Annotated in this window: 26 protein-coding genes; 13 read left to right on the top strand and 13 right to left on the bottom strand. The window is 62.9% G+C overall.

Annotated features, from left to right (window positions below; genetic code table 11):
• Positions 1–160 precede the first annotated feature (160 nt).
• Both PG899_RS19535 and PG899_RS19530 read right to left on the bottom strand, forming a co-directional pair.
• Entirely contained in the window at positions 161–2,737 is a 2,577-nt protein-coding gene (locus tag PG899_RS19535) for a bifunctional acetate--CoA ligase family protein/GNAT family N-acetyltransferase (RefSeq protein ID WP_077097061.1), read from the bottom strand.
• Positions 2,738–2,809: 72 nt separating this feature from the next.
• Positions 2,810–3,001, bottom strand: coding sequence for a hypothetical protein (locus PG899_RS19530; RefSeq protein ID WP_011704172.1), 192 nt, complete (start codon positions 2,999–3,001; stop codon positions 2,810–2,812).
• A gap of 169 nt (positions 3,002–3,170) precedes the next feature.
• Between PG899_RS19530 and PG899_RS19525 the strand changes: the two genes are divergently transcribed.
• Positions 3,171–4,043 (top strand): substrate-binding periplasmic protein, encoded by an 873-nt coding sequence (locus PG899_RS19525; protein ID WP_077097059.1) that lies wholly within the window; start codon positions 3,171–3,173, stop codon positions 4,041–4,043.
• On the opposite strand, the gene ilvY is transcribed toward PG899_RS19525, so the two are convergent.
• Positions 4,032–4,925: an HTH-type transcriptional activator IlvY gene (gene ilvY, locus PG899_RS19520; RefSeq protein WP_017411123.1), complete on the bottom strand. Its 894-nt coding sequence runs from the start codon at positions 4,923–4,925 to the stop codon at positions 4,032–4,034. The genes PG899_RS19525 and ilvY overlap by 12 nt on opposite strands.
• A 210-nt stretch (positions 4,926–5,135) precedes the next feature.
• On the opposite strand from ilvY, the gene ilvC reads away from it, so the two are divergent.
• Complete coding sequence (ilvC, locus tag PG899_RS19515; protein WP_005307463.1) at positions 5,136–6,617, top strand: ketol-acid reductoisomerase; 1,482 nt, start codon at positions 5,136–5,138, stop codon at positions 6,615–6,617.
• 148 nt (positions 6,618–6,765) lie between these two features.
• Here ilvC and pgi read toward each other — a convergent pair whose 3' ends face one another.
• Positions 6,766–8,415, bottom strand: coding sequence for a glucose-6-phosphate isomerase (gene pgi, locus PG899_RS19510; protein WP_017411125.1), 1,650 nt, complete (start codon positions 8,413–8,415; stop codon positions 6,766–6,768).
• Between the two features lie 416 nt (positions 8,416–8,831).
• Here pgi and PG899_RS19505 point away from each other — a divergent pair, with 416 nt between their 5' ends.
• Positions 8,832–9,020 carry a holin gene (locus PG899_RS19505; RefSeq protein ID WP_005323764.1) on the top strand — a complete coding sequence of 63 codons (189 nt, stop codon included), beginning with the start codon at positions 8,832–8,834 and terminating at the stop codon, positions 9,018–9,020.
• Positions 9,021–9,143: 123 nt separating this feature from the next.
• Here the strand turns inward: PG899_RS19505 and PG899_RS19500 are convergent, their stop codons facing one another.
• The 4 genes from PG899_RS19500 to coaBC all read right to left on the bottom strand — a co-directional run bounded on the left by PG899_RS19500 (position 9,144) and on the right by coaBC (position 12,533).
• The gene (locus PG899_RS19500; RefSeq protein ID WP_011704177.1) at positions 9,144–9,980 is read right to left on the bottom strand and encodes a mechanosensitive ion channel domain-containing protein; all 837 of its coding nucleotides are present in this window, start codon (positions 9,978–9,980) and stop codon (positions 9,144–9,146) included.
• Between the two features lie 186 nt (positions 9,981–10,166).
• Positions 10,167–10,763 carry a nucleoid occlusion factor SlmA gene (slmA, locus tag PG899_RS19495; protein WP_011704178.1) on the bottom strand — a complete coding sequence of 199 codons (597 nt, stop codon included), beginning with the start codon at positions 10,761–10,763 and terminating at the stop codon, positions 10,167–10,169.
• Between the two features lie 68 nt (positions 10,764–10,831).
• On the bottom strand, positions 10,832–11,290 hold the full coding sequence (gene dut, locus PG899_RS19490) for a dUTP diphosphatase (RefSeq protein WP_017411128.1): 459 nt from the start codon (positions 11,288–11,290) through the stop codon (positions 10,832–10,834).
• A gap of 40 nt (positions 11,291–11,330) precedes the next feature.
• Positions 11,331–12,533: a bifunctional phosphopantothenoylcysteine decarboxylase/phosphopantothenate--cysteine ligase CoaBC gene (gene coaBC, locus PG899_RS19485; protein WP_190283817.1), complete on the bottom strand. Its 1,203-nt coding sequence runs from the start codon at positions 12,531–12,533 to the stop codon at positions 11,331–11,333.
• A 147-nt stretch (positions 12,534–12,680) separates the two neighbouring features.
• Here coaBC and radC point away from each other — a divergent pair, with 147 nt between their 5' ends.
• The 6 genes from radC to PG899_RS19455 all read left to right on the top strand — a co-directional run bounded on the left by radC (position 12,681) and on the right by PG899_RS19455 (position 16,359).
• Complete coding sequence (gene radC / locus PG899_RS19480) at positions 12,681–13,355, top strand: RadC family protein (RefSeq protein ID WP_011704181.1); 675 nt, start codon at positions 12,681–12,683, stop codon at positions 13,353–13,355.
• 136 nt (positions 13,356–13,491) lie between these two features.
• Positions 13,492–13,728, top strand: a complete 237-nt coding sequence (rpmB, locus tag PG899_RS19475) for a 50S ribosomal protein L28 (protein WP_005307492.1) — start codon at positions 13,492–13,494, stop codon at positions 13,726–13,728.
• Between the two features lie 11 nt (positions 13,729–13,739).
• On the top strand, positions 13,740–13,907 hold the full coding sequence (gene rpmG / locus PG899_RS19470) for a 50S ribosomal protein L33 (protein ID WP_005307500.1): 168 nt from the start codon (positions 13,740–13,742) through the stop codon (positions 13,905–13,907).
• 93 nt (positions 13,908–14,000) lie between these two features.
• Positions 14,001–14,456: a hypothetical protein gene (locus PG899_RS19465; protein ID WP_043126411.1), complete on the top strand. Its 456-nt coding sequence runs from the start codon at positions 14,001–14,003 to the stop codon at positions 14,454–14,456.
• A gap of 30 nt (positions 14,457–14,486) precedes the next feature.
• Positions 14,487–15,299, top strand: a complete 813-nt coding sequence (gene mutM, locus PG899_RS19460) for a bifunctional DNA-formamidopyrimidine glycosylase/DNA-(apurinic or apyrimidinic site) lyase (protein ID WP_077097053.1) — start codon at positions 14,487–14,489, stop codon at positions 15,297–15,299.
• 178 nt (positions 15,300–15,477) lie between these two features.
• The gene (locus tag PG899_RS19455; RefSeq protein ID WP_045790919.1) at positions 15,478–16,359 is read left to right on the top strand and encodes a VirK/YbjX family protein; all 882 of its coding nucleotides are present in this window, start codon (positions 15,478–15,480) and stop codon (positions 16,357–16,359) included.
• Between the two features lie 54 nt (positions 16,360–16,413).
• Here the strand turns inward: PG899_RS19455 and coaD are convergent, their stop codons facing one another.
• The gene (coaD, locus tag PG899_RS19450) at positions 16,414–16,896 is read right to left on the bottom strand and encodes a pantetheine-phosphate adenylyltransferase (RefSeq protein WP_077097051.1); all 483 of its coding nucleotides are present in this window, start codon (positions 16,894–16,896) and stop codon (positions 16,414–16,416) included.
• 223 nt (positions 16,897–17,119) lie between these two features.
• Between coaD and PG899_RS19445 the strand changes: the two genes are divergently transcribed.
• Complete coding sequence (locus PG899_RS19445; protein WP_045528605.1) at positions 17,120–18,163, top strand: glycosyltransferase family 9 protein; 1,044 nt, start codon at positions 17,120–17,122, stop codon at positions 18,161–18,163.
• 70 nt (positions 18,164–18,233) lie between these two features.
• Here the strand turns inward: PG899_RS19445 and PG899_RS19440 are convergent, their stop codons facing one another.
• Positions 18,234–19,022 (bottom strand): glycosyltransferase family 2 protein, encoded by a 789-nt coding sequence (locus PG899_RS19440; RefSeq protein ID WP_016349009.1) that lies wholly within the window; start codon positions 19,020–19,022, stop codon positions 18,234–18,236.
• A gap of 241 nt (positions 19,023–19,263) precedes the next feature.
• Between PG899_RS19440 and waaF the strand changes: the two genes are divergently transcribed.
• The gene (gene waaF / locus PG899_RS19435) at positions 19,264–20,379 is read left to right on the top strand and encodes a lipopolysaccharide heptosyltransferase II (RefSeq protein ID WP_077097049.1); all 1,116 of its coding nucleotides are present in this window, start codon (positions 19,264–19,266) and stop codon (positions 20,377–20,379) included.
• Position 20,380: 1 nt separating this feature from the next.
• Complete coding sequence (waaA, locus tag PG899_RS19430) at positions 20,381–21,646, top strand: lipid IV(A) 3-deoxy-D-manno-octulosonic acid transferase (protein ID WP_077097047.1); 1,266 nt, start codon at positions 20,381–20,383, stop codon at positions 21,644–21,646.
• A 70-nt stretch (positions 21,647–21,716) separates the two neighbouring features.
• Here the strand turns inward: waaA and PG899_RS19425 are convergent, their stop codons facing one another.
• From PG899_RS19425 to PG899_RS19415, 3 genes are read right to left on the bottom strand one after another with little or no spacing between them, the layout of a single operon-like run.
• On the bottom strand, positions 21,717–22,973 hold the full coding sequence (locus tag PG899_RS19425; RefSeq protein ID WP_011704190.1) for a PTS ascorbate transporter subunit IIC: 1,257 nt from the start codon (positions 22,971–22,973) through the stop codon (positions 21,717–21,719).
• 60 nt (positions 22,974–23,033) lie between these two features.
• On the bottom strand, positions 23,034–23,321 hold the full coding sequence (locus PG899_RS19420) for a PTS sugar transporter subunit IIB (protein WP_026142047.1): 288 nt from the start codon (positions 23,319–23,321) through the stop codon (positions 23,034–23,036).
• Positions 23,322–23,353: 32 nt separating this feature from the next.
• A complete protein-coding gene (locus PG899_RS19415; protein ID WP_005307534.1) occupies positions 23,354–23,797 on the bottom strand; it encodes a PTS sugar transporter subunit IIA in 444 nt (147 codons plus the stop codon).
• 252 nt (positions 23,798–24,049) lie between these two features.
• On the opposite strand from PG899_RS19415, the gene PG899_RS19410 reads away from it, so the two are divergent.
• Positions 24,050–25,072: a LacI family DNA-binding transcriptional regulator gene (locus PG899_RS19410; protein WP_024946139.1), complete on the top strand. Its 1,023-nt coding sequence runs from the start codon at positions 24,050–24,052 to the stop codon at positions 25,070–25,072.
• Positions 25,073–25,088: the final 16 nt, after the last annotated feature.

Here is a 25,088-nt window from a genome sequence, read left to right as displayed (position 1 = left end):
CTCAGAAGTGAAACGCGGTAGCGCCGATGGTAGTGTGGCATTCGCCATGCGAGAGTAGGACACTGCCAGGCACCCAACACGAGAAACCCCGCTCATCGAGCGGGGTTTTTTATTTTCCAAAATCAGCAATTTATGGCTATAAACTGCTGATTTCTCTGCTTTATGTCTGCCCTTGACTGGCGCAGGGCAGCTCCATGTTGACCACCCCATCTTCCAGCTGGATATCGATCTTGAAGCCAAGCCGTTTGGCCAGGTTGATCATGCCGCGGTTGCTGGGCATGGTCATGCCCGACAGCTGGCCAATGCCGCGTTCTCTGGCATAGCGCACTATCTTCTCCATCATCAGCTTGCCAAGCCCCAATCCTTTCAGGTCGGAACGCACCAGGATGGCAAACTCTGCATCAGACAGGTCCGGGTTGGAAATGGCGCGTACTACCCCCAGGATCTGCTGGTCGAACGGACCATCCTGCCCCACGGCGACAAACGCCATCTCCCGGTCGTAATCGATCTGGGTCATGCGGGCCAGCTCTTCATGTCCCAGCTCCCCCACATCGGCGAAGAAGCGCTTGTACCTGTCTTCGTCCGATACCTTGAGTACAAACTGCTTGTGTGCCGGTTCATCCTCCGGCCGGATCGGGCGGAGCAGCACATGGCTCTGATCCTTGAGCCAGGCCCCCTCTTCCAGTTCGGTGGGATAGGGGCGGATAGCCAGTCTGCAGCGGCCTTCTTCAGCAGGTTGCAGAGTCAGGCTGGCATCCAGTACCACCATTTCGGCACCGCAGGCCTGCAGTGGGTGCAGATCCAGCTGCTGGATCTCGGGGAAGGCGAGCAGCAACTCCGACAATTGGCACAACACCTGGCCGAGGGCATCGATATCGAGTCGCTCCGGGCTGGCCTGCTCGCGGATCTTGCGGCTCTTGAGCGCCCCGATGATCTGGTAGCGTGCCAGTGCCTGGTTCAGCGGCGGCAAGGCCGCCATCATCTCCTGCGGCTCGGCGCCTGACTCGCCAAGCAGGATGACGGGGCCGAATACGGGGTCTTGTTGCAGCCGAATCCGCAGCTCCAGCCCCCCACTACGGCGCGCCATGCGCTGCACCAGCAGGCCTTCGATACGGGCGCCGGGATCGTGCTGCCTGACTCGATCCAGAATGGCATCCGCAGCCTGGGCGACTTCGGCCGAGGTCCGCAGGTTGAGCATGACGCCGTGTACCGCCGACTTGTGAAGGATGTCCGGCGAGCGCAGCTTGACTGCCACCGGATAGCCGATCTGCTCCGCGGTGAGGGTGGCTTCGATGGCATCGGAGACGATCCAGGTCGGCAGGGTGGAAAGCCCAGCGGCCTGCAAAATGGGGTGTGCCAGATGGGTGTCGAGGGTGAGCTGTTTGCGTTCCAGCGCCTGTCGAATCAACTGTTGGCACAGCTCGAGATTGAGCCTGTCACCCTGCAGGGAGGCGGGGGTCTCCATCAGCTGCTTCTGGTTGCGCCGGTATTCCACCATGTGCATGAAGGCGGCGACCGCGCTCTCCGGGGTGCGGTAGGTGGGGAAGCCTGCCTCGCTGAACAGACGACGCCCCTCCTGGGCGGAATATTCCCCCGCCCAGTTGGTGAGAATATTGAAGCGTCTGGCCCTGGGATGCTGTTTGACGTAGCCGATCAGACTGCGCGCCAGGGCGGCGCCACGGGCGGTGAGTGAAGGGGCATGGATGAGCAGGATGGCGTCAGCCTCATCCCCTTGCAGCAGGTCGTCGAGAGCCTGCTGATAGTCATTGATGTCGGCATCGCTGCCGATGTCCCGAGGCGGCATCGCCAGCTTGCCGCCCCGCTCCAGCAACTTGTCGATCGCCATGTTGGCCAAGCCACGGCCATTGGAGATGATGGCGAGCCGCTCCCCCTTGAGGGTCAAGGAGTGACTCAGGGTTTCGACGGCGGCAAACAGTTCGTGGGTATCCCGCACCCGCAGCATGCCGGCCCGACGGATAGCGGCGTCATAGACGTTGTCGAGCCCGTTGTCCGGCTCATGGCGGCCGCTCTTGAGCACCAGGATGGGTTTGTTGCGGGAGGCGGCGCGGGCGGCCGAGAGAAAATGGCGGGCGTCCTGCAGCTTGTCCATGTAGAGCAGGATGGCGCGGGTCACGCTGTCGCGGGAGAGCTGATCCAGCAGCTGGCCGAAGTTGATGTCGCAGTGATCGCCAAGGGAGATGAAGGCCGAGAAGCCGAGCTCATGTTGCTTGGCCCAATCCAGGATGGTGGTGCTGACGGCGGCCGACTGGGAGAGAAAGGCAACCTGACCGGGCTTGGCGGCAATCGGCGAGAAACTGGCATTGATGCCCTGGCCCGGCAGCAGCATCCCCATGCTGTTGGGGCCGAGCAGGCGGATGCCGTATTGCCGGCTGAGCTGCTGCAGTTGCTCCCGCTCCGGCACAGTGAAGTCTGCCGCCAGTATGATGGCGGCGCCCGTTCCACGCTTGCCAAGCGCTTCGATGAGGGTCAATACCCGTTCCCGCCGGGTACAGACGATGGCGAGATCCGGGGCCAGCGGCAGGCTGTCGATATCGGCATAGGCCAACACGCCGGCAACGGCCTTGCTGTGCGGGCTGACTGGCAGGATGGGGCCTTTGAACTGGCCCGCGAGCAGGTGTCTTATCACCACGTGACCCGCCTTCTGCGGGTCGGTTGAGGCACCGATGACGGCGATTGACTGGGGTTTGAAGAGCCGATCCAGGCCGCTTGGTTTCATGGGCACTCCCGTGGGTGGCGGATGGTGCCAGTGTAATACGCTTTCAGCGCCGGTTCTGTGACCGGTTGCGGATCACTGCCTGGTCAGAGCGCTGGCTCGCAGGTAAAACTTCAGCTCACCCTGGATCTGGCGTACCGCAGCCAGATGGCGCTCCTGCAGATAGATATCCTGCTCCTGATCAAGCTGTGTTTGCGGTACTCCCAGGCTCTGCAGGTACTCATCGAACAGCAGCGAGCTGTTGATTTCGATCAGATGGGGCATCATGGCGCGGCTCCTTGTTCCATTCAGGCTGAACATCCAGTCTAGTCGGTGAATCGCTCCTCAGGCTGACCAGTGTCAGATTTGACACGAAGTGGCTCACACATCTGCGGCGTCTTGCATCAAGGGGGCCAGGACTGAGGTTATAGTGAATGGATGGAGGGGGAGGTGCGCGATGATCAGGATCTGGTTGTGTTGCGTCATGTTGTTTGCCGGCAGCGTGGCGGCGGCAGAAGTGCCCATCAGGGCCTGGAACCTGCTGCTGGACCATCCCAATCCCGCCGTGGCCGGTCTGCTGCGACTCTCGCTCGATCTGACCGTACCCGAATACGGTCCCTATCGGCTGATTGCCAGCCCGCCGATGGAGCAGGGACGGGCGGTCAAGGAGTTGCAAAGCGGCGAGCTGGTGCAGATCGGGGTGTTTGCCCCCGACGAGGAGCGCGAGCGTACCCTGCTGGCCATCCATGTTCCATTGGCAAAAGGGTTGCTGGGCTGGCGGGTGTGCCTCATTCGGCAGGGGGACGAGGGGCGGTTCGCCAACATACGATCGCTGGCCGACTGGCAGCAGGCCGGGCTTCGCATCGGCCAGCACAGATCCTGGCCTGATACCCGTCTGCTCAAGGAGAACGGCCTCAACGTGGTGGTGGGCAGCCTCTACGACGCCCTGTTCAACATGCTGCGCAAGCAGCGCTTCGACTGCTTCTTGCGTTCGGTCATCGAGATCGAGGAGGAGCTCAAGCAGCACCCTGAGCTGGCCATCGAGCCGCACCTGGTGTTTCGCTATCCGCTGGCGCTGCTGTTCTTCGTCTCCCCCAAGTACCCGGAACTGGCCAAGCGCATCGAGCTCGGCCTGCAGCGAGCCCGTCAGTCCGGTGACTATGAGCGGGTATTCGAGGCGGGTTTTGGCAGCACCATCCGGCGGCTGCAGCTCGATCGGCGGGTGATGCTGGAGCTGAGCAATCCGGATCTGCCGGCCGGCAGCCGCGCCATGATGCAGGATCCCTCGCTCATTTATGCTCCGGCGCTGCCCGCCGTGTCAGCGCAGTGAGCCCTGGCCCCGTGCCGTATCCCAGAAGGCGCGGATCAGCGGCTCTTCCAGCCGCTTCTTGAGCACGGCGATGCCGACATCGAACGGTTTGAGCGCCGGCTTGGGCTCGACGATGCGCACCTTTTCGCCCATGGGGCTGTGGTCGATCACCGCCGCCGGCACCAGCCCCACTCCGAAGCCGAGCGCCACCATGGCGACAATCCCCTCGTTGCCCGCCACTTCGGCATAGATGTTGGGGGCGATCCCCTTGTTGCGCAGCCACTGATCGCAACGTTTGCGGGCCAGCCCCTGCTCCGAGAGGATCAGCGGCAGCCGCTCCCAGTCTGGCTCTCCCTGAGAGAACCACTGGCTCTGCTGCGGTGCGGTGCGAGGGGCGATGAACACCAGCGGCACCTGCTGCAGGCTGGCAAACTCCAGCTTGGCGGAGAGGGCATCCGGGCGGGCGGCGATGGCGAGATCGGCCTCGTCGGCCAGGATCTTGTCCACCGCCAGCGCCGGATCGCCGGTCTCCAGCTTGATCTCCAGCTGGGGATAACGGCGGCGAAAGCGCTCCAGTACCTCGGGCAGCAGAAAGTAGCTGGCGGTGACCGAGCAGAACACCCGCAACCGACCCTGCAGCGGCTCATCGCTGCGTTTGAGCTCCTGCTTGAGCTGACGCCACTCCTGCAACAGGGCGCCGCCAAATTCCCGCAGCTTCTCGCCCGCCGGGGTGAGTCGCACCGAGCGGTTGTCCCGCTCGAACAGCACGCAGCCGGTCTCCTGCTCCAGCCGCTGGATGGCGCGGCTGAGGGTGGAGGGGCTGACCGCCATGGCATCGGCGCTCTTGCCGAAGTGGAGGGAGTCGGCGAGGTGGAGAAACAGCTCGAGATTGCGAAGGTCCATCTTTTCAACTCTTGGTGCGGCATCGCTGCCCGAGATCCTGGGCGGCTGGCATCTGCCACTAGATCCTGACGGCGATGATGAAGGGTTAATGTTTCAATTATTGCAACGTACTGTTTCGAATATATCAGTTCAGGCAATAAGTGTCCCGCGCTATAGTGGTTTCGACAACGCCGCCATCCGGCATGGAATCAATCGAACGGAGCAATCACCATGGCTAACTATTTCAACACCTTGAACCTGCGTCAGCAGTTGGCCCAGCTGGGCAAGTGTCGTTTCATGCAGCGCGAAGAGTTCGCGGACGGCTGCAACGTGCTGAAGGGCAAGAAGGTGGTGATTGTGGGCTGTGGTGCCCAGGGTCTGAACCAGGGCCTGAACATGCGTGACTCCGGGCTGGACATCTCCTACGCCCTGCGCAAGGCCGCAATCACCGAGAAGCGCGCCTCCTGGCAGAAGGCCACCGACAACGGCTTCGCGGTCGGCACCTATGAAGAGCTGATCCCTACCGCCGATCTGGTGCTGAACCTGACCCCGGACAAGCAGCACTCCGACGTCGTCAAAACCGTGATGCCACTGATGAAGCAGGGCGCTGCGCTGGGCTACTCCCACGGCTTCAACGTGGTGGAAGAGGGTCAGCAGATCCGCTCCGACATCACGGTCGTGATGGTGGCGCCTAAGTGCCCGGGCACCGAGGTGCGCGAAGAGTACAAGCGCGGCTTCGGTGTACCGACCCTGATCGCCGTTCACCCGGAGAACGATCCCAAGGGTGAAGGCATGGCCATCGCCAAGGCGTGGGCCTCCGCCACCGGCGGCGACCGTGCCGGGGTGCTGGAGTCCTCCTTCGTGGCGGAAGTGAAATCCGACCTGATGGGCGAGCAGACCATCCTCTGCGGCATGCTGCAGGCCGGTTCCCTGCTCTGCTACGACAAGCTGGTTGCCGAAGGGACCGACAAGGCCTATGCAGGCAAGCTGATCCAGTTCGGCTGGGAGACCATCACCGAAGCCCTGAAGCAGGGCGGCATCAGCCTGATGATGGACCGTCTGTCCAACCCGGCCAAGCTGCGCGCCTTCGAGCTCTCCGAGCAGCTCAAGACCCTGATGCGCCCGCTGTTCGAGAAGCACATGGACGACATCATCGCCGGTGAGTTCTCCCGCGGCATGATGGCCGACTGGGCCGAAGACGATGCCAAGCTGTTCGGCTGGCGCGAAGAGACCGGCAAGTCCGCCTTCGAAAACGCGCCGGCGTTTGCAGGCAAGATTGCCGAGCAGGAGTACTTCGACAATGGCGTGGTGATGGTGGCCATGGTCAAGGCGGGTGTCGAGCTGGCGTTCGAGACCATGGTGGCCTCCGGCATCTATGAGGAGTCTGCCTACTACGAATCCCTGCACGAGCTGCCGCTGATCGCCAACACAGTTGCTCGCAAGCGTCTGTACGAGATGAACGTGGTCATCTCCGACACCGCCGAATACGGCAACTACCTGTTCGCCAACGCCGCCGTGCCCTTGCTGCGCGAGCACTTCATGCCGACTCTGAAAGCGGGCGACCTGGGTGCCAGCAAGGCGGAAGGGCAGAGCGTCGACAACCTGGCGCTGCTGGCGGCCAACGAAGCGACCCGCAACCACCCCATCGAAGCGATCGGTCAGGTACTGCGTGGTTACATGAAGGACATGAAACGCATCGCCGTCGGCGGTTAAGCCGGCATAGGGCAGGATGATGAAGGGGCGGGGATGACGATCCTCGTCGCCGGTCGGGCTGGACACCCGACCGGCCAGCCAGAAAATCCGGCCACAAAAAAGCCCCGCTCATCGAGCGGGGCTTTTGCATTCAGAAAGGCCGGCTAAATCAGGCTTTCCACGCTTTCCAGGTGTTGATCAGACCGTTGGTGGAGCAGTCGTGGCTGGTGACCGCCGCATCGGTGTTGAGCTCCGGCAGGATCTTGTTGGCCAGCTGTTTGCCCAGCTCCACGCCCCACTGGTCAAAGCTGAAGATGTTCCAGATTGCGCCCTGTACGAAGATCTTGTGCTCGTACATGGCAATCAAAGAGCCAAGCGTTTTCGGGGTCAGGCTCTTGAACAGGATGGAGTTGGTCGGGCGGTTGCCTTCGAACACCTTGAACGGCACCAGATCCTTGACCTGCTCCAAGGTTTTGCCAGCCGCCAGGAACTCGGCTTCGACCTGTTCCTTGCTCTTGCCGAACGCCAGCGCCTCGGTCTGGGCGAAGAAATTGGCCAGCAGTTTCGGGTGGTGGTCACCGATAGGGTTGTGGCTGATGGCCGGCGCCAGGAAGTCACAGGGGATCAGCTTGGTGCCCTGGTGGATCAGCTGGTAGAAGGCGTGCTGGCCGTTGGTGCCTGGCTCACCCCAGATGATGGGGCCGGTCTGGTAGTCAACCGGCTTGCCGTTGCGATCCACGTACTTGCCGTTGGACTCCATGTTGCCCTGCTGGAAGTAGGCAGGGAAGCGGTGCATGTACTGGTCGTACGGCAGGATGGCTTCGGACTCGGCACCGTAGAAGTTGTTGTACCACAGGCCGATCAGCGCCAGCAGCACCGGCACGTTCTGCTCATAGGAGGCAGTGGCGAAGTGCATGTCCATCTCGAAGGCGCCTTGCAGCAGGGCTTCGAAGTTCTCGAAACCGACGGACAGGGCGATGGGCATGCCGATGGCAGACCAGGAGGAGTAGCGACCGCCAACCCAGTCCCAGAACTCGAACATGTTGTTGGTGTCGATACCGAACTCGGCCACGGCTTTGCCGTTGGTGGAGAGCGCAGCGAAGTGCTTGGCAACGTGGGCCTTGTCACCGGCGATCTTGATGAACCAGTCGCGGGCGGTCAGGGCGTTGGTCATGGTCTCCTGAGTGGTGAAGGTCTTGGAGGCCACCAGGAACAGGGTGGTTTCCGGATCGATCTTCTTCAGAGTCTCGGCGATGTGGGTACCATCGACGTTGGAGACGAAGTGCATCTGCAGGTGGTTTTTGTAGGGGCGCAGCGCTTCGGTGATCATCACCGGGCCGAGATCGGAACCACCGATACCGATGTTGACCACGTGCTGGATTGCCTTGCCGGTGTAGCCTTTCCACTCGCCTGAGATGATCTTCTCGCAGAAGCCCTTCATCTTGGCCAGTACGGCGTTCACTTCCGGCATCACGTCCTTGCCATCGCTCTCGATGGGGCGGTCGGAGCGGTTGCGCAGGGCCACGTGCAGCACCGAGCGGCCTTCGGTCATGTTGATCTTGTCACCGTTGAACATGGCGTCGATCGCGCTGCGAAGATCGGTCTCTTTGGCCAGATCTACCAGCAACTTGAGGGTTTCTTCGGTGATCAGGTTCTTCGAGTAATCGACCAGGATGTCGCCGCCGAAGGTGAGGGAGAATTTGTCGAAACGCTGGGGATCCTGGGCAAACAGATCCTTGAGCCGGGTCTCTTTGTTCGCTGCAAAGTGGGCTTCCAGTGCCTGCCAGGCCTGGGTCTGGGTTGGATTGATGTTTTTCATAGGATTATCAGTCTTCCAAGTTGTGTATGAACCTTGCAGGCAAGGCTCCCGCCAAACCTTATTATTCGAGCATTATACCGGGCCAGCTGCGCCGCCCGTGTAACAGAGCTTTACCAATTGTCTGCCATCGACCGAGTTTACAACCAAAACGCTGCGATTATGAGTCACTGATGGCGGCCGGATCTTGCGTTTGCGCATACTTGGTCGGGCTTGCCGCCGCTGAAAGGGCTTTCAGGGGGAGGGGATGCAGCGAGTGGGGTGGCAGTTTGGCCTGGCAGCCAAAAGAGTATTCGAAAAGCGCCTTTTTGCTCATTTCATGCGCAGGCGCAAGTTGTTGGTAGTGGAGGCTGGCTAGCATATGAGCGAATGGACGAGATCTCCCAGGGATGGCCACTGTCTGGAATGAGGAGATCGCTATGAAAGCTGTGTTGTCCCTGTTTGCTCTGAGCCTGATCGCCACCGGCCTCATCGGCCTGCTGACCATGGTGCTGACCAGTGCGGCGCCTACCTTGCCGTTACGGGTGCTGGCGGTGATCGGTGCCGTGCTGGGAGGCTATGTGCTGGTGCAACCGCTGCTCAACCGGGTGGCTCGTCGGCTGGTGTAAGTCGACGTCCCGGCATGCTGAAACAAAGTCCGGCCCAGGGTGGCCGGATTTTTTATGCCCGTCAGGGGGCCGGAAACGACAATGCCAGCCCGGAGGCTGGCATTGTGTCATTCAGGAAAAGGCTCAGGCCTGCGGCTTTTGCATGTGCATGACCATCTGCGGGAAGGGGATCTCGATACCTTCGGCATCGAAGGTGAGCTTCACCTTCTCGTGGAAGTCGAACCAGACTCCCCAGTAGTCGCCGGTCTTGACCCAGGGGCGCACCACGATATTGACCGAGGAGTCGGCCAGCGCGGCGACGGCGATGGTGGCGGCCGGCTCCTTGAGGATGCGCGGCTCTTCGCTGACCAGCCGCTCCAGGATCTGCTTGGCCTTGCGCAGATCGGAGCCATAGCCGATGCCGAAGGTCATGTCGACCCGGCGGGTATCCATACGCGAGTAGTTGACGATGGTGCCGTTGAGGATGGCGGAGTTGGGCACCACCACCATCTTGTTGTCACCGGAGGTGAGGGTAGTGGTGAACAGCTGAACGGATTGCACCACGCCATTGGTGCCTGCCACCTCGATGAACTCACCCGCCTTGATGGGGCGGAAGATGATGAGCAGGAAGCCGGCGGCGAAGTTGGAGAGCGAACCTTGCAGCGCCAGACCGATGGCCAGACCGGCGGCACCGATGATGGCGACGAAGGAGGCGGTCTGTACCCCGACCCGGCCCAGCGCGGCGATCACCACGAACACCAGGATGGCGTACTTGAGGATGCTGCCGACGAAGTGGGTGACAGTGGTGTCCAGCTTGCGGGCCTGCATCACCTTGACCACGGCGCTGCTGATGAGGTTGGCGGCGATGTAGCCGACCAGCAGGGTGATCAGGGCGGCCGCGATGTTGACGGCATACTCGATCAGCAGGCCCTGGTTGTTGACCAGCCAGGTCTGCGCTTCGGTGATGATTTCGGGTTCCATAGGGTGTCCTGTCAGGCGATAAAAGGTTTATGACGCATGAATCTAACACTGGAATGCGACAATCCGGGTCGCATCTGGTGCTCATCGCTTCTTTTGTGCCATAAAAAACAAGGGAGGCCAAGGCCTCCCTCTTTACTGCAACCCGTCTGGAGCGGCGTTGCCGCTACTGATTGCAAATTGAGCGTGTCAGCTCTGTAGCAGCTGGCTGCGGATAAACTGCCACTGATCTTCAAACCCGGCGGTGGGCTTGATTTTGAACTCGGAGCGGACGAACTGGCTGATACGCCCCTCGGTGTAGGCCAGCAGCAGGTTGGCCAACATGGTCTCGTCGAGCTGGAAGCCCTGGCCTTCGCGCAGTCGTTTCTCGCGCAGCACCTGCTTGATCTGGGTCTCCAGCTTGTCGAACAGGACGCTGATGCGATCCCGCAGCCGGTCGTGCTCACCCAGCAGGGCATCGCCATTGAGGATGCGGGTGATGCCGGGATTGCGCTCGGCAAACACCAGCAGCAGCTGCAGTATGTGGTGGCAGCGGGCCATGGTGTCCTTCTCTTCGGCCATGATCAGGTTGACCCGTGACAGCAGGGAATCCTCGATAAAGTCGATCAGCCCCTCGAACATTCGCGCCTTGCTGGGAAAATGTCGATAGAGAGCGGCCTCGGATACCCCCACCTCAGCCGCCAGACGGGCCGTGGTGATGCGCTGGCCAGGGCTGGTCTCCAGCATGTGGGCGAGCGCCTGCAGGATCTGATCGCGCCGACTCTGTTTCTGATTACTGCTTGCCATGGATTCCCCTAAAAAAACAATGGCCTGATTCTGTTATTAGGCACCGCCGCGCGGGCTGGTGTGGTCTGTTATTGGCGACCAGAAGAACCAAAACCGCCTTCACCCCGTTCGCTCTGATTGAACTCATCGACCAGTTGGAAGCTGGCCTGAACGACCGGCATGATCACCAGCTGGGCGATGCGCTCGCCGGGCTGCATGGTGAAGCTGTCATTGCCACGGTTCCACACCGAGACCATCAGCTGGCCCTGGTAGTCGGAATCGATGAGGCCGACCAGGTTGCCCAGCACGATGCCGTGCTTATGACCGAGGCCGGAGCGGGGCAGGATGGTGGCACACAGGCCCGGATCCTGAATGTGGATGGCCAGCCCGGTCGGTACCAGGGTGGTATCACCCGGGGCCAGGGTCAGCGGGGCATCCAGCAGGGCGCGCAGATCCATGCCGGCGGAACCCGGTGTGGCATAGGCGGGCAGCGGGTAATCGGTGCCGATGCGGGCATCCAGAATCTTCAGTTCAATTTGTGTTGTCATAAATCGTTTTTAATGGAGTGGAGGTGGTCGATTGACTGGCTCAGTGCCGGTAGTGGTTTGCAATCAGGGCGATGAGATGACGAGCCAGCGTCAGCTTATCGGCCAGGGGCAGGGGGGCTTGACCCCCTTGCCAGAACACGGTCAGGGCGTTGTCATCGGCGTTGAAGCCCTGGCCCGCACGAGATACGTCGTTGGCGGCGATCATGTCCAGCCGCTTACGCTGCAGTTTGTCGAGGGCGTATTGTTCCACATCCACGGTTTCTGCGGCAAATCCGACGGTGAAGGGCTTGTCTGACAAAGCCCCCACGGCGGCGATGATGTCGGGGTTTTTGACCAGGGTCAGCTGCATCTGGTCGTTGTCACCGGTCTTCTTGATCTTCTGGTTGGCTACCTGCGCGGGGCGGTAGTCGGCGACGGCGGCGCAGCCGATGAAGAGGTCGCACTGGCCGACCCGGCTCATCACCGCCTGATGCATCTGCTCAGCGCTCTCCACGTCAACACGGGTGACGCCCGCCGGGGTGGCCAGTGCCACCGGGCCGCTCACCAGAGTCACCTCGGCGCCCGCTTCACGGGCGGCGCGGGCGATGGCGTAGCCCATCTTGCCGGAGCTGTGGTTGCTGATATAACGCACCGGATCCAGCGCTTCGCGGGTCGGTCCGGCGGTGAGCAACAGCCTGACCCCGGCCAGCAGTGGCTCGGCGGCGAGTTGCTGGCAGCAGCGCTCAACCAGTTCGAGGGGATCCAGCATCCGGCCCGGGCCTACGTCACCGCACGCCTGGCTGCCGGAATCCGGCCCCCACAGCAGGATGCCGCGGCTGGCCAGGGTCTTGAGGTTGGCCTGGGTGGCGGCGTTGAGGTACATCTGCTGGTTCATGGCGGGTGCCAGCGCCACCGGTGCCGGCGTGGCCAGGCAGAGGGTGGTCAGCAGCTCATCGGCCATGCCGGCGGCCATGCGGGCCATCAGGTTGGCGCTGGCCGGGGCGATCAGCACCAGATCGGCCCACTTGGCCAGCTCGATGTGACCCATACCCGCCTCGGCGGCGGGATCCAGCAGACTGTCGGCCACCGGGTGGCCGGAGACGGCCTGCAGGGTGAGCGGGGTGATGAACTCCTTGGCGGAACGGGTCATCACCACCCGTACCTCGGCCCCCTGATCTTTCAGGCGGCGTACCAGTTCGGCACTCTTGTAGGCGGCGATCCCGCCGCTGACACCCAACAGGATGCGTTTATCGGCCAATCTCATCTGCTGCTTCTCTTCCGGCTCACTCTGACTGGTCGGCTAAGATACCACAGGCAGCGGACGACGACAGAGGCTGACATGGGGGACTTGTGGTCGGGCTCCCGCGATTTTTTGCTATGTTTTCTCTCAATAGGCATGAGGGAGAGACAAATGAGCATCAAGGAGTGGCCGGAAGATGAACGCCCGCGCGAGAAGCTGTTGCGTCAGGGGCCTGGCGGTTTGTCCGACGCCGAGCTGCTGGCGATCTTCCTGCGCACCGGGGTCAGCGGTCTGAGTGCGGTCGATCTCTCCCGCCATCTGTTGCAGCAATTTGGTTCGTTGCGGGCGTTGCTTGGCGCTGAACAGCGGGCTTTTTGCGCGGCGCACGGCCTTGGACCGGCCAAATATGCCCAGCTGCAGGCGGTGCTGGAGATGGGCAAGCGCCATCTGGCCGAGCAGTTGCAAAGGGGCGATCCGCTCACCTCGCCCCAGTTGACCCGGGACTATCTGCAGGCTCAGCTGCGGGATCGACCGCGGGAGGTGTTTGCCCTGCTGCTGCTCGACAACCAGCATCGAGTGATTCAATTCGTTGAACTTTTTTACGGCACCCTCGACTCGGCGAGCGTCTGGCCCAGAGAAATCGTGCAGATCGCACTCAAACATAATGCAGCCGCCGTGATTCTGGCGCATAATCACCCGTCCGGCGTCGCCGAGCCCAGTCGGGCCGACCGCCAGATCACGGATCGGATCACGGCCGCCTTGGCCCTGATCGATATCAGAGTGCTGGATCACTTGGTGATCGGTGACGGCATCACGGTTTCTTTCGCCGAGCGCGGTTGGTTATGACTGTGCTCTGGCGCCGTATTAGTTGATCTTTGATCACGGATGCTGTATAAAATGCCGCCTTCTGTTTGCCCCGCAATCGAAGGCCAGCGGGGCAGATATTTGCTCGAGCAATGAAGTAAGATTTGGAGAGACTGACATGTCTAGAGTATGCCAAGTAACCGGCAAGCGCCCGGCAGTTGGTAACAACCGTTCGCACGCTAACAACGCTACCAAGCGTCGTTTCCTGCCGAACCTGCACACTCACCGTTTTTGGGTTGAGAGTGAAAAACGCTTCGTAAGCCTGCGCGTATCCGCAAAAGGCATGCGTATCATCGACAAGCGTGGCGTTGAAGTGGTTCTGGCTGAACTGCGCGCCAGCGGTGTTAAGGTATAAGGAATTAGATCATGGCTAAAGGTATTCGCGAGAAAATTCGCCTGAACTCCAGCGCCGGTACTGGTCACTTCTATACCACTACCAAGAACAAGCGCACCATGCCCGAAAAAATGGAGATCAAAAAGTTTGATCCCGTTGTTCGTCAGCATGTGATCTACAAGGAAGGCAAAATCAAGTAATTACTTGATGCTGCATTCCCAAAAACCCGGCCTAGTGCCGGGTTTTTTTATGGCCGAAATTCAGTACACTGCCGGTTCTAAGGGAGGCTTGCCATGTTCAAACTGAGCCGCAAAGGCTGGAACAACGTGATCATCGTGGTAGTGCTGATCGTGATCACCCTGTTGCACCGGCTGGAGCTGGCCCAGCAGGAGAACAGCGCCAAGCGGGCGCGTCCGCTGCTGCCTGACAGCGCCGTGGTGCTCACCTGGCAGGGGCCGAGCTGGCAGATCGAACGGATCGGGCAGGGCTGGCGCAGCGGGCCGGATCTGGGGCTCAGCAGTGCCCAGCTGGCGGCGCACATCGAGGCCTGGCAGGGCTGGTTGCTGCCGCCCGGCGAATCCGTGCGCGGCAACCCGGTTACCCTCAAGATCTGGGTCGCCGGCCAGAGCGATCCCATCGAGGTGGGCCTCTATCAGGACAGCGGCAAGTTTGCCGCCCTGCTGCCCCCCTCGACTTGGCTCAGCCTGAGCCAGGAGCAGTACCGCAGCCTGCTGCGTCCCGCTCCCTAACCCCTTTTTCAGCGTCAGCACGAGGATCCCATGCCTGAATTACCGGAAGTCGAAGTCAGCCGTCAGGGCATCTCGCCCTGGCTTACCGGCATCAAGGTCACCCGAGTGGTGGTGCGGGACGGCCGTCTGCGCTGGCCGGTGCCGGGGGAAATCCAGGAGCTGGTGGATCTCACCATCCACCGGGTCAGCCGCCGCGCCAAGTACCTGCTGCTTGAGACCGACTTCGGCACCGCCATCCTCCATCTGGGCATGTCGGGCAGCCTGCGGGTGCTGAACATCGGCACCCCGGCCGAGAAGCACGATCACGTGGATATCGAGCTGGCCAACGGCAAGCTGCTGCGGCTCAACGATCCGCGCCGTTTCGGCGCCCTACTGTGGACCCGCGAGCCGGCCGAGGCGCACGCGCTGCTGGCCAAGCTGGGGCCGGAGCCGCTCACCGACGCGTTCAACGCCGATTACCTGCGTGAGCGCGCCAAGGGGCGCAGCACCGCCATCAAGACCTTCCTGATGGACAACCAGGTGGTGGTCGGGGTGGGCAACATCTACGCCAACGAGGCGCTCTACGCCGCCGGCATTCATCCCAAGCGCGCGGCGGGTAACATCAGCGCCGAGCGGCTGGGCACCCTAGTGGCCGAGATCAAGCGGGTGCTGGCCGAAGCCATCCGGCAGGGCGGTACCACCCTCAAGGATTTCACCAGCGCAGACGGCAAACCGGGCTATTTCGTGCAGCAGTTGCAGGTGTACGGGCGGGGCGGCCAGCCCTGCTTCCACTGCCACACCCTGCTCAGTGAAATCCGGCTGGGGCAGCGTACCACCGTGTTCTGTTCCCACTGCCAGCGCTGAATCGCGGTTTTTTTGGCCTGACATGGCCAAGTTGTAAGAGAGTATTTCCAGTCTGTTGAAGATTTGCTCGCCTGTCACTACTATCTCGACCGTTCAGGCGGTTTGAGAAAATAAAATGACAGCTAAATCAATAGACTGGGACCATTTGTCCCGGCAGGGGCACTATTGTGCCCAAAAAATGGCGCGCTTCCTCTATCCCGACGACAGCGCCCGCAAAACCTTCAATCGCGCCAAGTTCGTGCTGCGCAGCCTGCTCTATCGGCAGCAGCTGAGCCGGGTGTTCGAGCTGTTTCAGGCCGAACCGCTAAAGGCCCTGCCTGCCCACTATCCCGAGCTGCTCGACAAGCCGATGCGGCCCTATCGCTTTGCCGGCTCCACCGCGACCGAGCGGGCCGAGATGCTGGAAAACCACTATCGGCTGATGCTGGCCCGCTACCCGGATCTGATCGACCCGCTCTATCTGGGGGATGGCATCGAACTCGGCCGTTATCCCGAGAGCGGCTGCCGCATCGTGCTGCGCCACGACGGCACCTTCCGCCGCGAGGCGGAGCTCGCCCTCTCCATCGTCGACCCGCAGGGCAAGCGGCTCTATAGTTGCGCCTTCTCGCTGGCTGGTACCCCCAACCGGCTGGCAGTGGTGATCGGTTCGGTACAGGGCCCGGAGCCCTGCATCGAGCAGGCACAGGACAAGGTGCGTGCGCTGACCAAGGAGGGCCACGGTCTGCGGCCCAAGTCGCTGGTGGTGATGCTGGTGATGCAGCTGGCCGAGGCGATGCAGGCCGAGCACATCTCGGCGGTGCGGATGAAGGCCCACATTTATCAGGCCCGCCGTTACAGCAAGAAGAAGAAAGCCTGTCTGCAGGCGGACTATGACGAGCTGTGGCAGGAGTTTGGCGCCATCGATCTGGATGACAACTTCGTGCGGCTGCAGCCCGCTCAGCGCAAGCCGCTGGAGGAGATCGCCTCCAAGAAGCGGGCCATGTACCGGCGCCGTTACGAGTGGCTCGATCAGCTGACCCTGGCGAGTCAGCAACTGCTGGGCCCGCGTCTGGCGGGCTGAGCCGCGCAGACCCCCAGCAGCAAACAGGCTACCCTCGGGTAGCCTGTTTCGTTGTTACTTGGTCTGTTTGGCTTTGATGGCGGCGGCCACGACGGGGTCGACGAACTGGCGGATGTCACCGCCGTGCAGGGCCACCTCCTTCACCAGGGTGGAGGAGATGAAAGAGTTCTCCTCGGCCGGGGTGAGGAACACGCTCTCCAACTCCGGCATCAGGCGGCGGTTCATGTTGGCCAGCTGGAATTCGTACTCGAAGTCGGAGACGGCGCGCAGACCGCGGATCAGCACGTTGGCCTGCTGCTCCCTGGCGAAATCCACCAAGAGGCCTGAGAAGCCGACCACCTTGACGTTGGGCAGATGGGCGGTCACCTGGCGGGCCAGCTGCACCCGCTCGTCCAGATCGAACAGCGGCCGCTTGCTCGGGCTGTTGGCCACCCCGACCACCACTTCATCAAACAGTTTGGCGGCCCGGCCGATGAGGTCGGAGTGGCCGTTGGTGACGGGATCGAAGGTGCCGGGATAGATTACCTTGTTGGTCATGCTGCTGATTCCTGCAACCGGGAAATTTGGTCGCATTATAGGGTCTGTTGGGGGATTGGCGCGACCGCCTTGGGGCGAGTTTTGGCGCCCCGATGCCGGCTTTGCCGATCCAAATCGGGGTCACCGGGTCTCTTCGCTTGAGAATAGCGATACATCAGGCAAGAATACCCGCACCGCGCATCAAGCCTCCTTGCATTGGTGACAGGGAGCAAAGGGATTTTTTATGAAACGTATTCTGGTAGTCCGCAATGACAAGATTGGTGACTTCATGCTGGCCTGGCCGAGCTTTGCCATGCTCAAGCGCTCCATGGAGTGTCATGTGACTGCCCTGGTTCCTGCCTACACGGCGCCGTTGGCCCGCCTCTGCCCCTGGATTGACGAGATCATCCTGGATCCGGGCTCACGGGCCGACAAGGAACAGCAACGCGCCTTGCAGGCGCGCATCAAGGCTGCCGCCTTTGATGCCTCCATCTGCCTCTTCTCCAACTCCCGCAACGCCATGCTGGTGTGGAAGGCGCACATTCCCTACCGGTTGGCACCGGCCACCAAGCTGGCCCAGGTACTCTACAACCAACGCCTGATCCAGCGCCGCTCCCGCTCCCAGAAGCCGGAGTACGAATACAACCTGGATCTGGTGCGCCGTTTCCTCGCCGACCAGCAGGTGAGCGCGGTGGAGCCGCAGGGCCCCTACCTCAGCTTCGATGCGAAGAGCCTGCAACAGGTGCGCGAGCAGGTCGCCGCCCGCCTGCGGCTCGATGCCGGCCGCCCCTGGCTGATGGTGCATGCCGGCAGCGGCGGCTCGGCCAACAACCTCTCCATCGAGCAGTACGCCCGCCTCATCATCAAGCTCAACCAGGCCTGTCCCGAGTTGCAGTGCATCCTGACCGCGGGGCCGGGGGAGGAGAAGATCGCCGAACAGCTGGCGGCCGAGCTGCTGGCCCACGGCGGCAACGGCTGGATCTACCGCTCCGACGAGGGGCTGCCCAAGTTCTGCCAGGTGATGGCCAACGCCGCCCTGTTCGTGGCGGGCAGCACCGGGCCGCTGCACATCGCCGCGGCGCTGGATGTGCCCACCATCGGCTTCTTCCCGGCCCACCGCTCGGCGACGCCGCTGCGCTGGCGTCCGCTCAACAGCGAGGGGCGCCATCTGGCGTTCAGCCCGCCGGAAGACAGCGATCACCCGGAAGACATGAGCCAGCTCGATCCCAAGACCATGGCGGCGGCGATCGCCCGCTGGGCGCCGCCGTTCTGGCGCACTGAACACTGATACCAGATGATGCAAATGCAGACAGGGCCCTTGAAGGGCCCTGTCTCGTATGAGGGGGAGTGCTGGCGGCTTACTTGTCCGCCTGATCCGGCGCTTGCGGCTGCTGGCGGATCCAGAGGTCGGCGTACTTCACGAAAGTGGAGTGGGCCGACAGGATGGCCAGCAAGAGCCCCTGCTTGCCATCGAGGAAGCCGGCCTTGAGCAGGTACATCTTGAGGAAGCAGCCCAGCGCGTGTACCAGCCCCTGGCCGAGGGAGCCCTTCTTGCCGCGGGCGGTGCGCTGATCGGCCCAGGCGCGGGCATAGCCGGCCGATTTGACCAGGTAGTGCTCCAGATCCCGATAGGTGAAGTGGAGCAGGTCGCCGTGCAGGTTGACGATCTTCATGTTGGCGCGCACTTCCACCTTCTCGTGCACCAGCACCTCGTTGTAGCTGGTGAGCGCCTTGGGATAGAGGCGCAGCACCCGGTCCGGATACCAGCCGCTGTGGCGGATGAAGCGGCCGAATACCCAGGAGAGGCGCGGGATCGAGTAGATGGTGTCGCTGGCCGGGTTGGTCATGACGGCGGCGATGGCTGCTTTCAGCTCGGGGGTGAGCCGCTCGTCCGCATCCAGCCACAGTACCCAGTCGGATTGCACGTGGGACTGGGCGAGGCGGCGTTGGCGGCCGAAGCCCGGCCACACCGGATTGACGAAGAAGCGGGCGCCGAATTCGGCGGCGATGGCCGGGGTCTCGTCCTGGCTGCCGGAGTCCATGATGACGATCTCGTCGACCAGTCCGTCGAGGGAGGCGAGGCAGGGGCGCAGGTTTTCGGCTTCATTCTTGACGATAAGGACAGCCGCCAGAGTCGGTTTGTTCACGGATTAAAGGCTCTTGTTGGCGCCCGGCTGGCGGGCCATGCTCAAATTGGCGCCCATTCTAGCCTAAAACGGCAGGCGGAGCATGGTTCCGGCTGCCGGGGCTGCGTCAGTTTCAAATGGGATGCTTTTTGGCATGAGAGCGGGTGGTGCGGGGATCTTCTGTTATTTCTCGGGCCATTCTTGGGGCATAATCTCGGCCAGCAACGATTAACCGCAGGGCTTGGCCCAAGAGACGCGCGAGATGAAGATATTGGTGATCGGCCCCTCCTGGGTCGGCGACATGGTGATGTCCCAGAGCCTCTACAAGGCGATCAAGGCCAATCACCCCGACAGCGAGCTGCACGTGATGGCGCCCGCCTGGTGTGGTGCCCTGCTGGAGCGGATGCCGGAGGTGGACAAAGCCATCCCGATGCCGCTTGGCCACGGCGACTTCAAGCTGGGGGCCCGCCGCCGGCTCGGCAAGCAGCTGGCGGCCGAGAAGTACGATCAGGCCATCATCCAGCCCAACTCCATGAAGTCGGCGCTGATCCCCTGGTTTGCCCGCATCCCGGTGCGCACCGGCTGGAAGGGGGAGCACCGTTTTGGTCTGCTCAACGACATGCGCAGCAACAAGTCCGCCTTTCCGCTGATGGTGGAGGCCTACCTGGCGCTGGCCTATCCCAAGGCGCAGATGAAGAGCCGGGCCGACATCCCGACCATTCCCCAGCCAGCCCTCAACGTCGATCTCATCAACCAGGAGAAGGCGCTGGAGCGGCTCGGACTGGATCGCGCCCGCCCGGTGTTGGTGCTCTGCCCGGGGGCCGAGTTCGGCCCGGCCAAGCGCTGGCCGGAGGGCCACTACGCCGTGGTGGCGCAAAAGCACCTCGACGAGGGCTGGCAGGTGTGGATCTTTGGTTCCGGCAAGGACGCGGCGGTGGCCAACACCATCCGTGACCGGATCAACCCGCTGTCGCGCCCCAACTGCCACGTGCTGGCGGGCAAGACCAATCTGTACGAGGCGATCGACCTGATGGCGCTGGCCGGGCGGGTGATCGCCAACGACTCCGGCCTGATGCACGTCGCCGCCGCCCTCAACCGGCCGCTGATCGGGGTCTATGGCTCCACTTCGCCGCTCTATACCCCGCCGCTGGCGGACCGGGTCGAGATCGTCCACACCGACATCGAGTGCCGCCCCTGCTTCAAGCGCACCTGCAAGTTCGGCCACCTCAAGTGCCTGATCGAGCTGATGCCGGAGCAGGTCATCGAGGCTGGCCGCCGGCTGGAGTGCAGCGAGACGCCGGCCCCGCCGCTGGCGCTGCCGCCCGGCGAACCGCCCCGTTTTGTCGCCGAGCCGGGCAAACGCGGGGAGCCGCACTAGCATGGGCTATCGGCTGCTCTACAACCTGCTGATCCACCTGGGCTTGCCGTTGGCATTGCTGGCGCTCTACAAGCCGAAGAAGGGCAAGCCCGGCTTTGGCAAGCGCTGGGGCGAGCACCTGGGGCGGACGCCCGCCACCGGGCAGGAGGCGCCGCTCTGGATCCATGCGGTGAGCGTGGGGGAGACGCTGGCCATCAGCCCCTTCATCCGCGTCCTCAAGGCCGAGCGGCCCGATCTGCCGATCCTGCTCACCACCACCACCCGCACCGGCGCCGAGCAGGCCGCCAAACTGGGGGAGCTGGTGGTGCACCGCTACGCGCCGCTCGACTACCCCTGGGCGGTGGCGGCGTTTCTCAATGCCGTCAAACCGCGCGCGCTCTGGGTGATGGAAACCGAACTGTGGCCGAACTGGCTGGCCGCCTGCGAGGCGCGCCACCTGCCGGTAACCATCATCAATGCCCGCCTCTCGGAGCGATCCTGCCAGCGCTATGCCCGTTTTCAGGGGGCGTTCGATGCCCTCAGCCGGCCGCTGACCCACCTGCTCTGCCAGCACCAGGACGACGCGGATCGCTTCCATCGGCTGGGGTTGGGGCGTGAGCGGCTGGCGGTGACCGGCTCCATCAAGTTCGACATCCAGCTCGATGAGCAGGTACAGACCAAAGGTCGTGCCCTGCGCCAGCTGCTGGGGGCGGAGCGGCCGGTCTGGATCGCTGCCAGCACCCATCAGGGGGAAGACGAGCAGGTGCTGGCCGCCTTCGATCGGGTGCTTGCGGCGCAGCCGTCGGCCCTGCTGATCCTGGTGCCGCGCCACCCCGAGCGGTTCGAGCGGGTGGCGGCGCTGTGCGCCCCCTACGGCTGCGTGCGGCGCACGGCGGGCAGTGTGGTGGGCGAGCGCGACAAGGTTTACCTCGGCGATACCATGGGCGAGCTGCCGCTGATGCTGGCGGCGGCCGACGTGGCCTTCGTCGGCGGCAGCCTGGTCAAGGTGGGCGGTCACAACCTGCTGGAGCCGGCGGCGCTCGGAAAACCCTGCCTGAGCGGCCCCGCCTACTTCAACTTCAGCGACATCACCCGCCAGCTGGTGGCCCAGGGTGGCGCCGCCGTGGTGGCCGATGCCGCCGAGCTGGGGGAGCAGGTGAGCGCGCTGCTGGCCGACGAGAGCCGGCGCCGGGAGATGGGGGAGCAGGCCCGCGCCGTGGTGCTGCGCAACCAGGGGGCGCTGGCGCGCACCTTGTCTCACTGCCTCGCCAGCCTGGAGAACGACTGAAGCCGGGCAGGCGGACATAAAAAAACGGAGCGCATGGCGCTCCGTTTTTGTTTGTCGTACAGGCTGAGGGCTAGCGCACGATCAGGCCAAGCAGGATCCCCACCACGCCGAAGTCGGCATCGCTGAAGGTGGTGTTGGCAAAGCCGAGATCCCCCAGTACTGGCAGCAGGAACACCGGCAGGAAGGTGATCAGCAGGCCATTGGCGAAGGCCCCCAGCAGGGCGCCACGACGGCCGCCGGTGGCATTGCCGAACACCCCGGCCGCCGCGCCGACGAAGAAGTGCGGCACCACCCCCGGAATGATGACGGTGAGCCCCAACAGGTAGAGCAGCACCATGCCCACCAGGCCGGCGGCAAAGCTCGACAGGAAGCCGATCAGCACCGCATTGGGGGCGTAGGGGAAGACGATGGGGCAGTCCAGCGCCGGCTTGGCGTTGGGCACCAGCTTGTCGGAGATCCCCTTGAAGGCCGGCACGATTTCGGCGATGACCATCCGCACCCCCTGCAGGATCACGTAGACCCCGGCGGCGAAGGTGATGGACTGCATCAGGGAGAACATGAACCAGTGCTTGCCCTTGGCGACGCTGGCGACGAACTCGGGCCCGGCGAAGGCGGAGGTGATGAGGAAGATGATGCCCATGGTGAAGGAGATGGCCACCGGGGTATCGCGCAGGAACAGCAGGCTCTTGGGCACCTGCACCTCTTCGCTGCTGTGGGCCTTGTTGCCGAACTTGGCGCCGATCCAGCCGGCCAGCACGTAGGAGCAGGTGGAGAAGTGGCCGAGTGCCACGTCATCGGAGCCGGTGATCTGCTTCATGTAGGGGTGGGCGAGGGCCGGGAACAGCACCATGGTCACGCCGACCACCAGGCTGCCTACCGCGATGAGCGGGATGCCGCTCATGCCGCCGGCGGAGAGGATGGCCGCCACCATCATCGACATGAACAGGGTGTGGTGACCGGTCAGGAAGATGAATTTCCACGGGGTGAGCCGGGCGATCAGGATATTCACCAGCATGGCGAAGAACATGATCATCGCCATCTCCTTGCCGAACGACTGCTGGGCGATGGAGACGATGGCCTCGTTGTTGGGCACCACCCCCTTGATGCCGAAGGCGTGCTGGAAGATGGTGGCGAAGTCGCCGAGGGAGTTCACCACCAGGGTGGCGCCGGCCCCCAGGATGACGAAGCCCATGATGGTCTTGACCGTGCCCTTGATGCACTCGGTCACCGGTTTCTTCTGGGCGATCAGGCCGATGAGGGCGATCAGGCCAACCAGCACGGCCGGCTCCGACAGCACGTCAAACATCAGAAAATTGAAAAATTCCATGGTCAGCTCCAAGCAGATGGAAGCGGCGGCTCACCGGCCGCCCAGACAGTCGCAAAGGGGTTAGAGTGCGCCCAGCTCGCGCAGGGCGATGGCGAGTTTTTCTTTCATGGCGGCCTTGTCGACCATGTTGTCCAGCGATACCAGCCGGCCGTCGACGCCCATGCTGACCAGCTGTTCGGCGATGTCGCGGGTGGCGACAAAGATCTCGGCGCGCTCGCTGCCGGCAGAGGCGAGATCCCGGTGATCCACCTCGGCCGTCACAGCCAGCTCCTTGAGAATGCTCTTGATGCTCATCTCCATCATCAGGCTGGTGCCCAGGCCGTGTCCGCATACAACCAGAATCTTCATGTTCTCTTCCTCTGTCGGGCGCAGGGCGCCACTCAATAACGCGCCAGGATGCGCAAGATGTCGTCTTTGCTGGTGGCCGCCATGATGGCCGCCACGTCTTCTTCATTCATGAACAGCTCGGCCAGCTGGGCGATGGTCTCCACGTGGGAGTTGCTGTCGCTGGCGGCCAGGGTGACCAGCAGTCGGACCGGGTCGTTGCCCTCGGAGCCGAAGTTGACCCCCTCCTTCAGCACGGTCAGCGCCAGTCCCAGCCGGTTGACCCCGTCTTCCGGGCGGGCGTGGGGCATGGCCAGGCCCGGGCCCAGCACGTAGTAGGGGCCGAGCTCTTCGTGGGAGCGGTAGAGCGCCGCCACATAGGAGGGCTCTATGGTGCCGTTGGCCAGCAGGGGGGCGGTGGCCAGCTCGATGGCGTGACGCCAGTCGCGGGCGCCCGCTTCGATGGAAATGACCTCCTCGGTCAGCAATTGGGTCAGCATGGCAATGTCCGGGCTGGATAAGATGGCGCCAATCTAGCGATCTTGCCGGCGGATAACTGTGAGCCTGATCGCGAAAGTTAGCGCTACCAGATAGCGCTAACATCGATCTGTGATAGCGCTATCATTTCTCCCATAGAAGGGATTCATCTTGCCCCTTCTCTGGCTCAAAGGAGGTAAAATCCGGTTTGAGCAAATAGTCAGTGCCCCGCTTTTGCCTTAAAGTGAGCACCCGTATGCCGAGGAAGGGAAAGGATGTCAGAAGCGAAGAAACGCCGTAGCACGGGTCGGGTGACCCTCAACGATGTGGCCCAGCTGGCCGGCGTGGGGGCCATGACGGTGTCGCGCGCCCTGCGCACCCCCGAGCTGGTGTCCGACAAGATGCGCGAGCGCATCGAGGCGGCGGTGGACGAACTCGGCTATATCCCCAATCGGGCGGCGGGGGCGCTGGCGTCCGCCACCTCCCAGACCATAGTGGTGATCGTGCCCAGCCTGACCGAGTGTGGCTGCGGCGAGGTGATCGCCGGGCTGCAACAGACGCTGCGGGGCGAGGGTTACCAGATCATGCTGGGGGATGCCCAGCACCTCAAGCAGCAGGAAGAGAGCCTGCTGACCAGTTTTTTGCAGCACAATCCGGCGGCCGTGGTGCTGTTTGGCAGCGATCCCGGCGAGACCATCCGCCAGCGGCTGCAGGCGGCCCGCCTGCCGGTGGTGGAGGTGGGGGCCATGGCCCGCAGCCCCATCGACATGAACGTCGGGGTCTCCAACTTCGATGCCGGCTACCAGCTGACCCGCCACCTCATCGAGCGCGGCTACCGCAATATCGGTTTTCTCTGCGCCCGCCAGGAGCAGTGGATGCTGCAGCAACGCATGCAGGGCTGGCAGAAGGCGCTGCTGGACAACTACCTCTCCCCCGACGCCATCATCAACACCTCGGAGCGGCCCAGCTTCAGCACGGGGGCGGCCATGCTGGGGGAGTTCCTGCTGCGCTGGCCCGAACTGGATGCGCTGGTCTGCGTCAACGACGAGCTGGCGGCCGGGGTGCTGTTCGAATGCCAGCGTCGCCACCTGAACGTGCCGGGCAAACTCGCCATCGCCGGTTTCGACGATCTGGACGTGGCGCGGGCCTGCTATCCGGCACTCACCTCGGTCCGCATCCCCTATCAGCGGATGGGGCAGGAGGCCGCCGATCTCATCTTGCGTCAGCTGGCCGGTGAACCCGTCATGGGCTCGGCGCTGACCCTCGATTTCCAGCTGCAGAAGCGGCAAAGCAGCTGACCCCTTTCACACTCAT

It is taken from the genome of Aeromonas sp. QDB39, assembly GCF_027707585.1.
GTDB classification, from domain to species: domain Bacteria; phylum Pseudomonadota; class Gammaproteobacteria; order Enterobacterales; family Aeromonadaceae; genus Aeromonas; species Aeromonas hydrophila.
The sequence above is the reverse complement of the archived record's forward strand: the minus strand, read 5'-3'. Positions and strand labels throughout refer to the sequence as shown.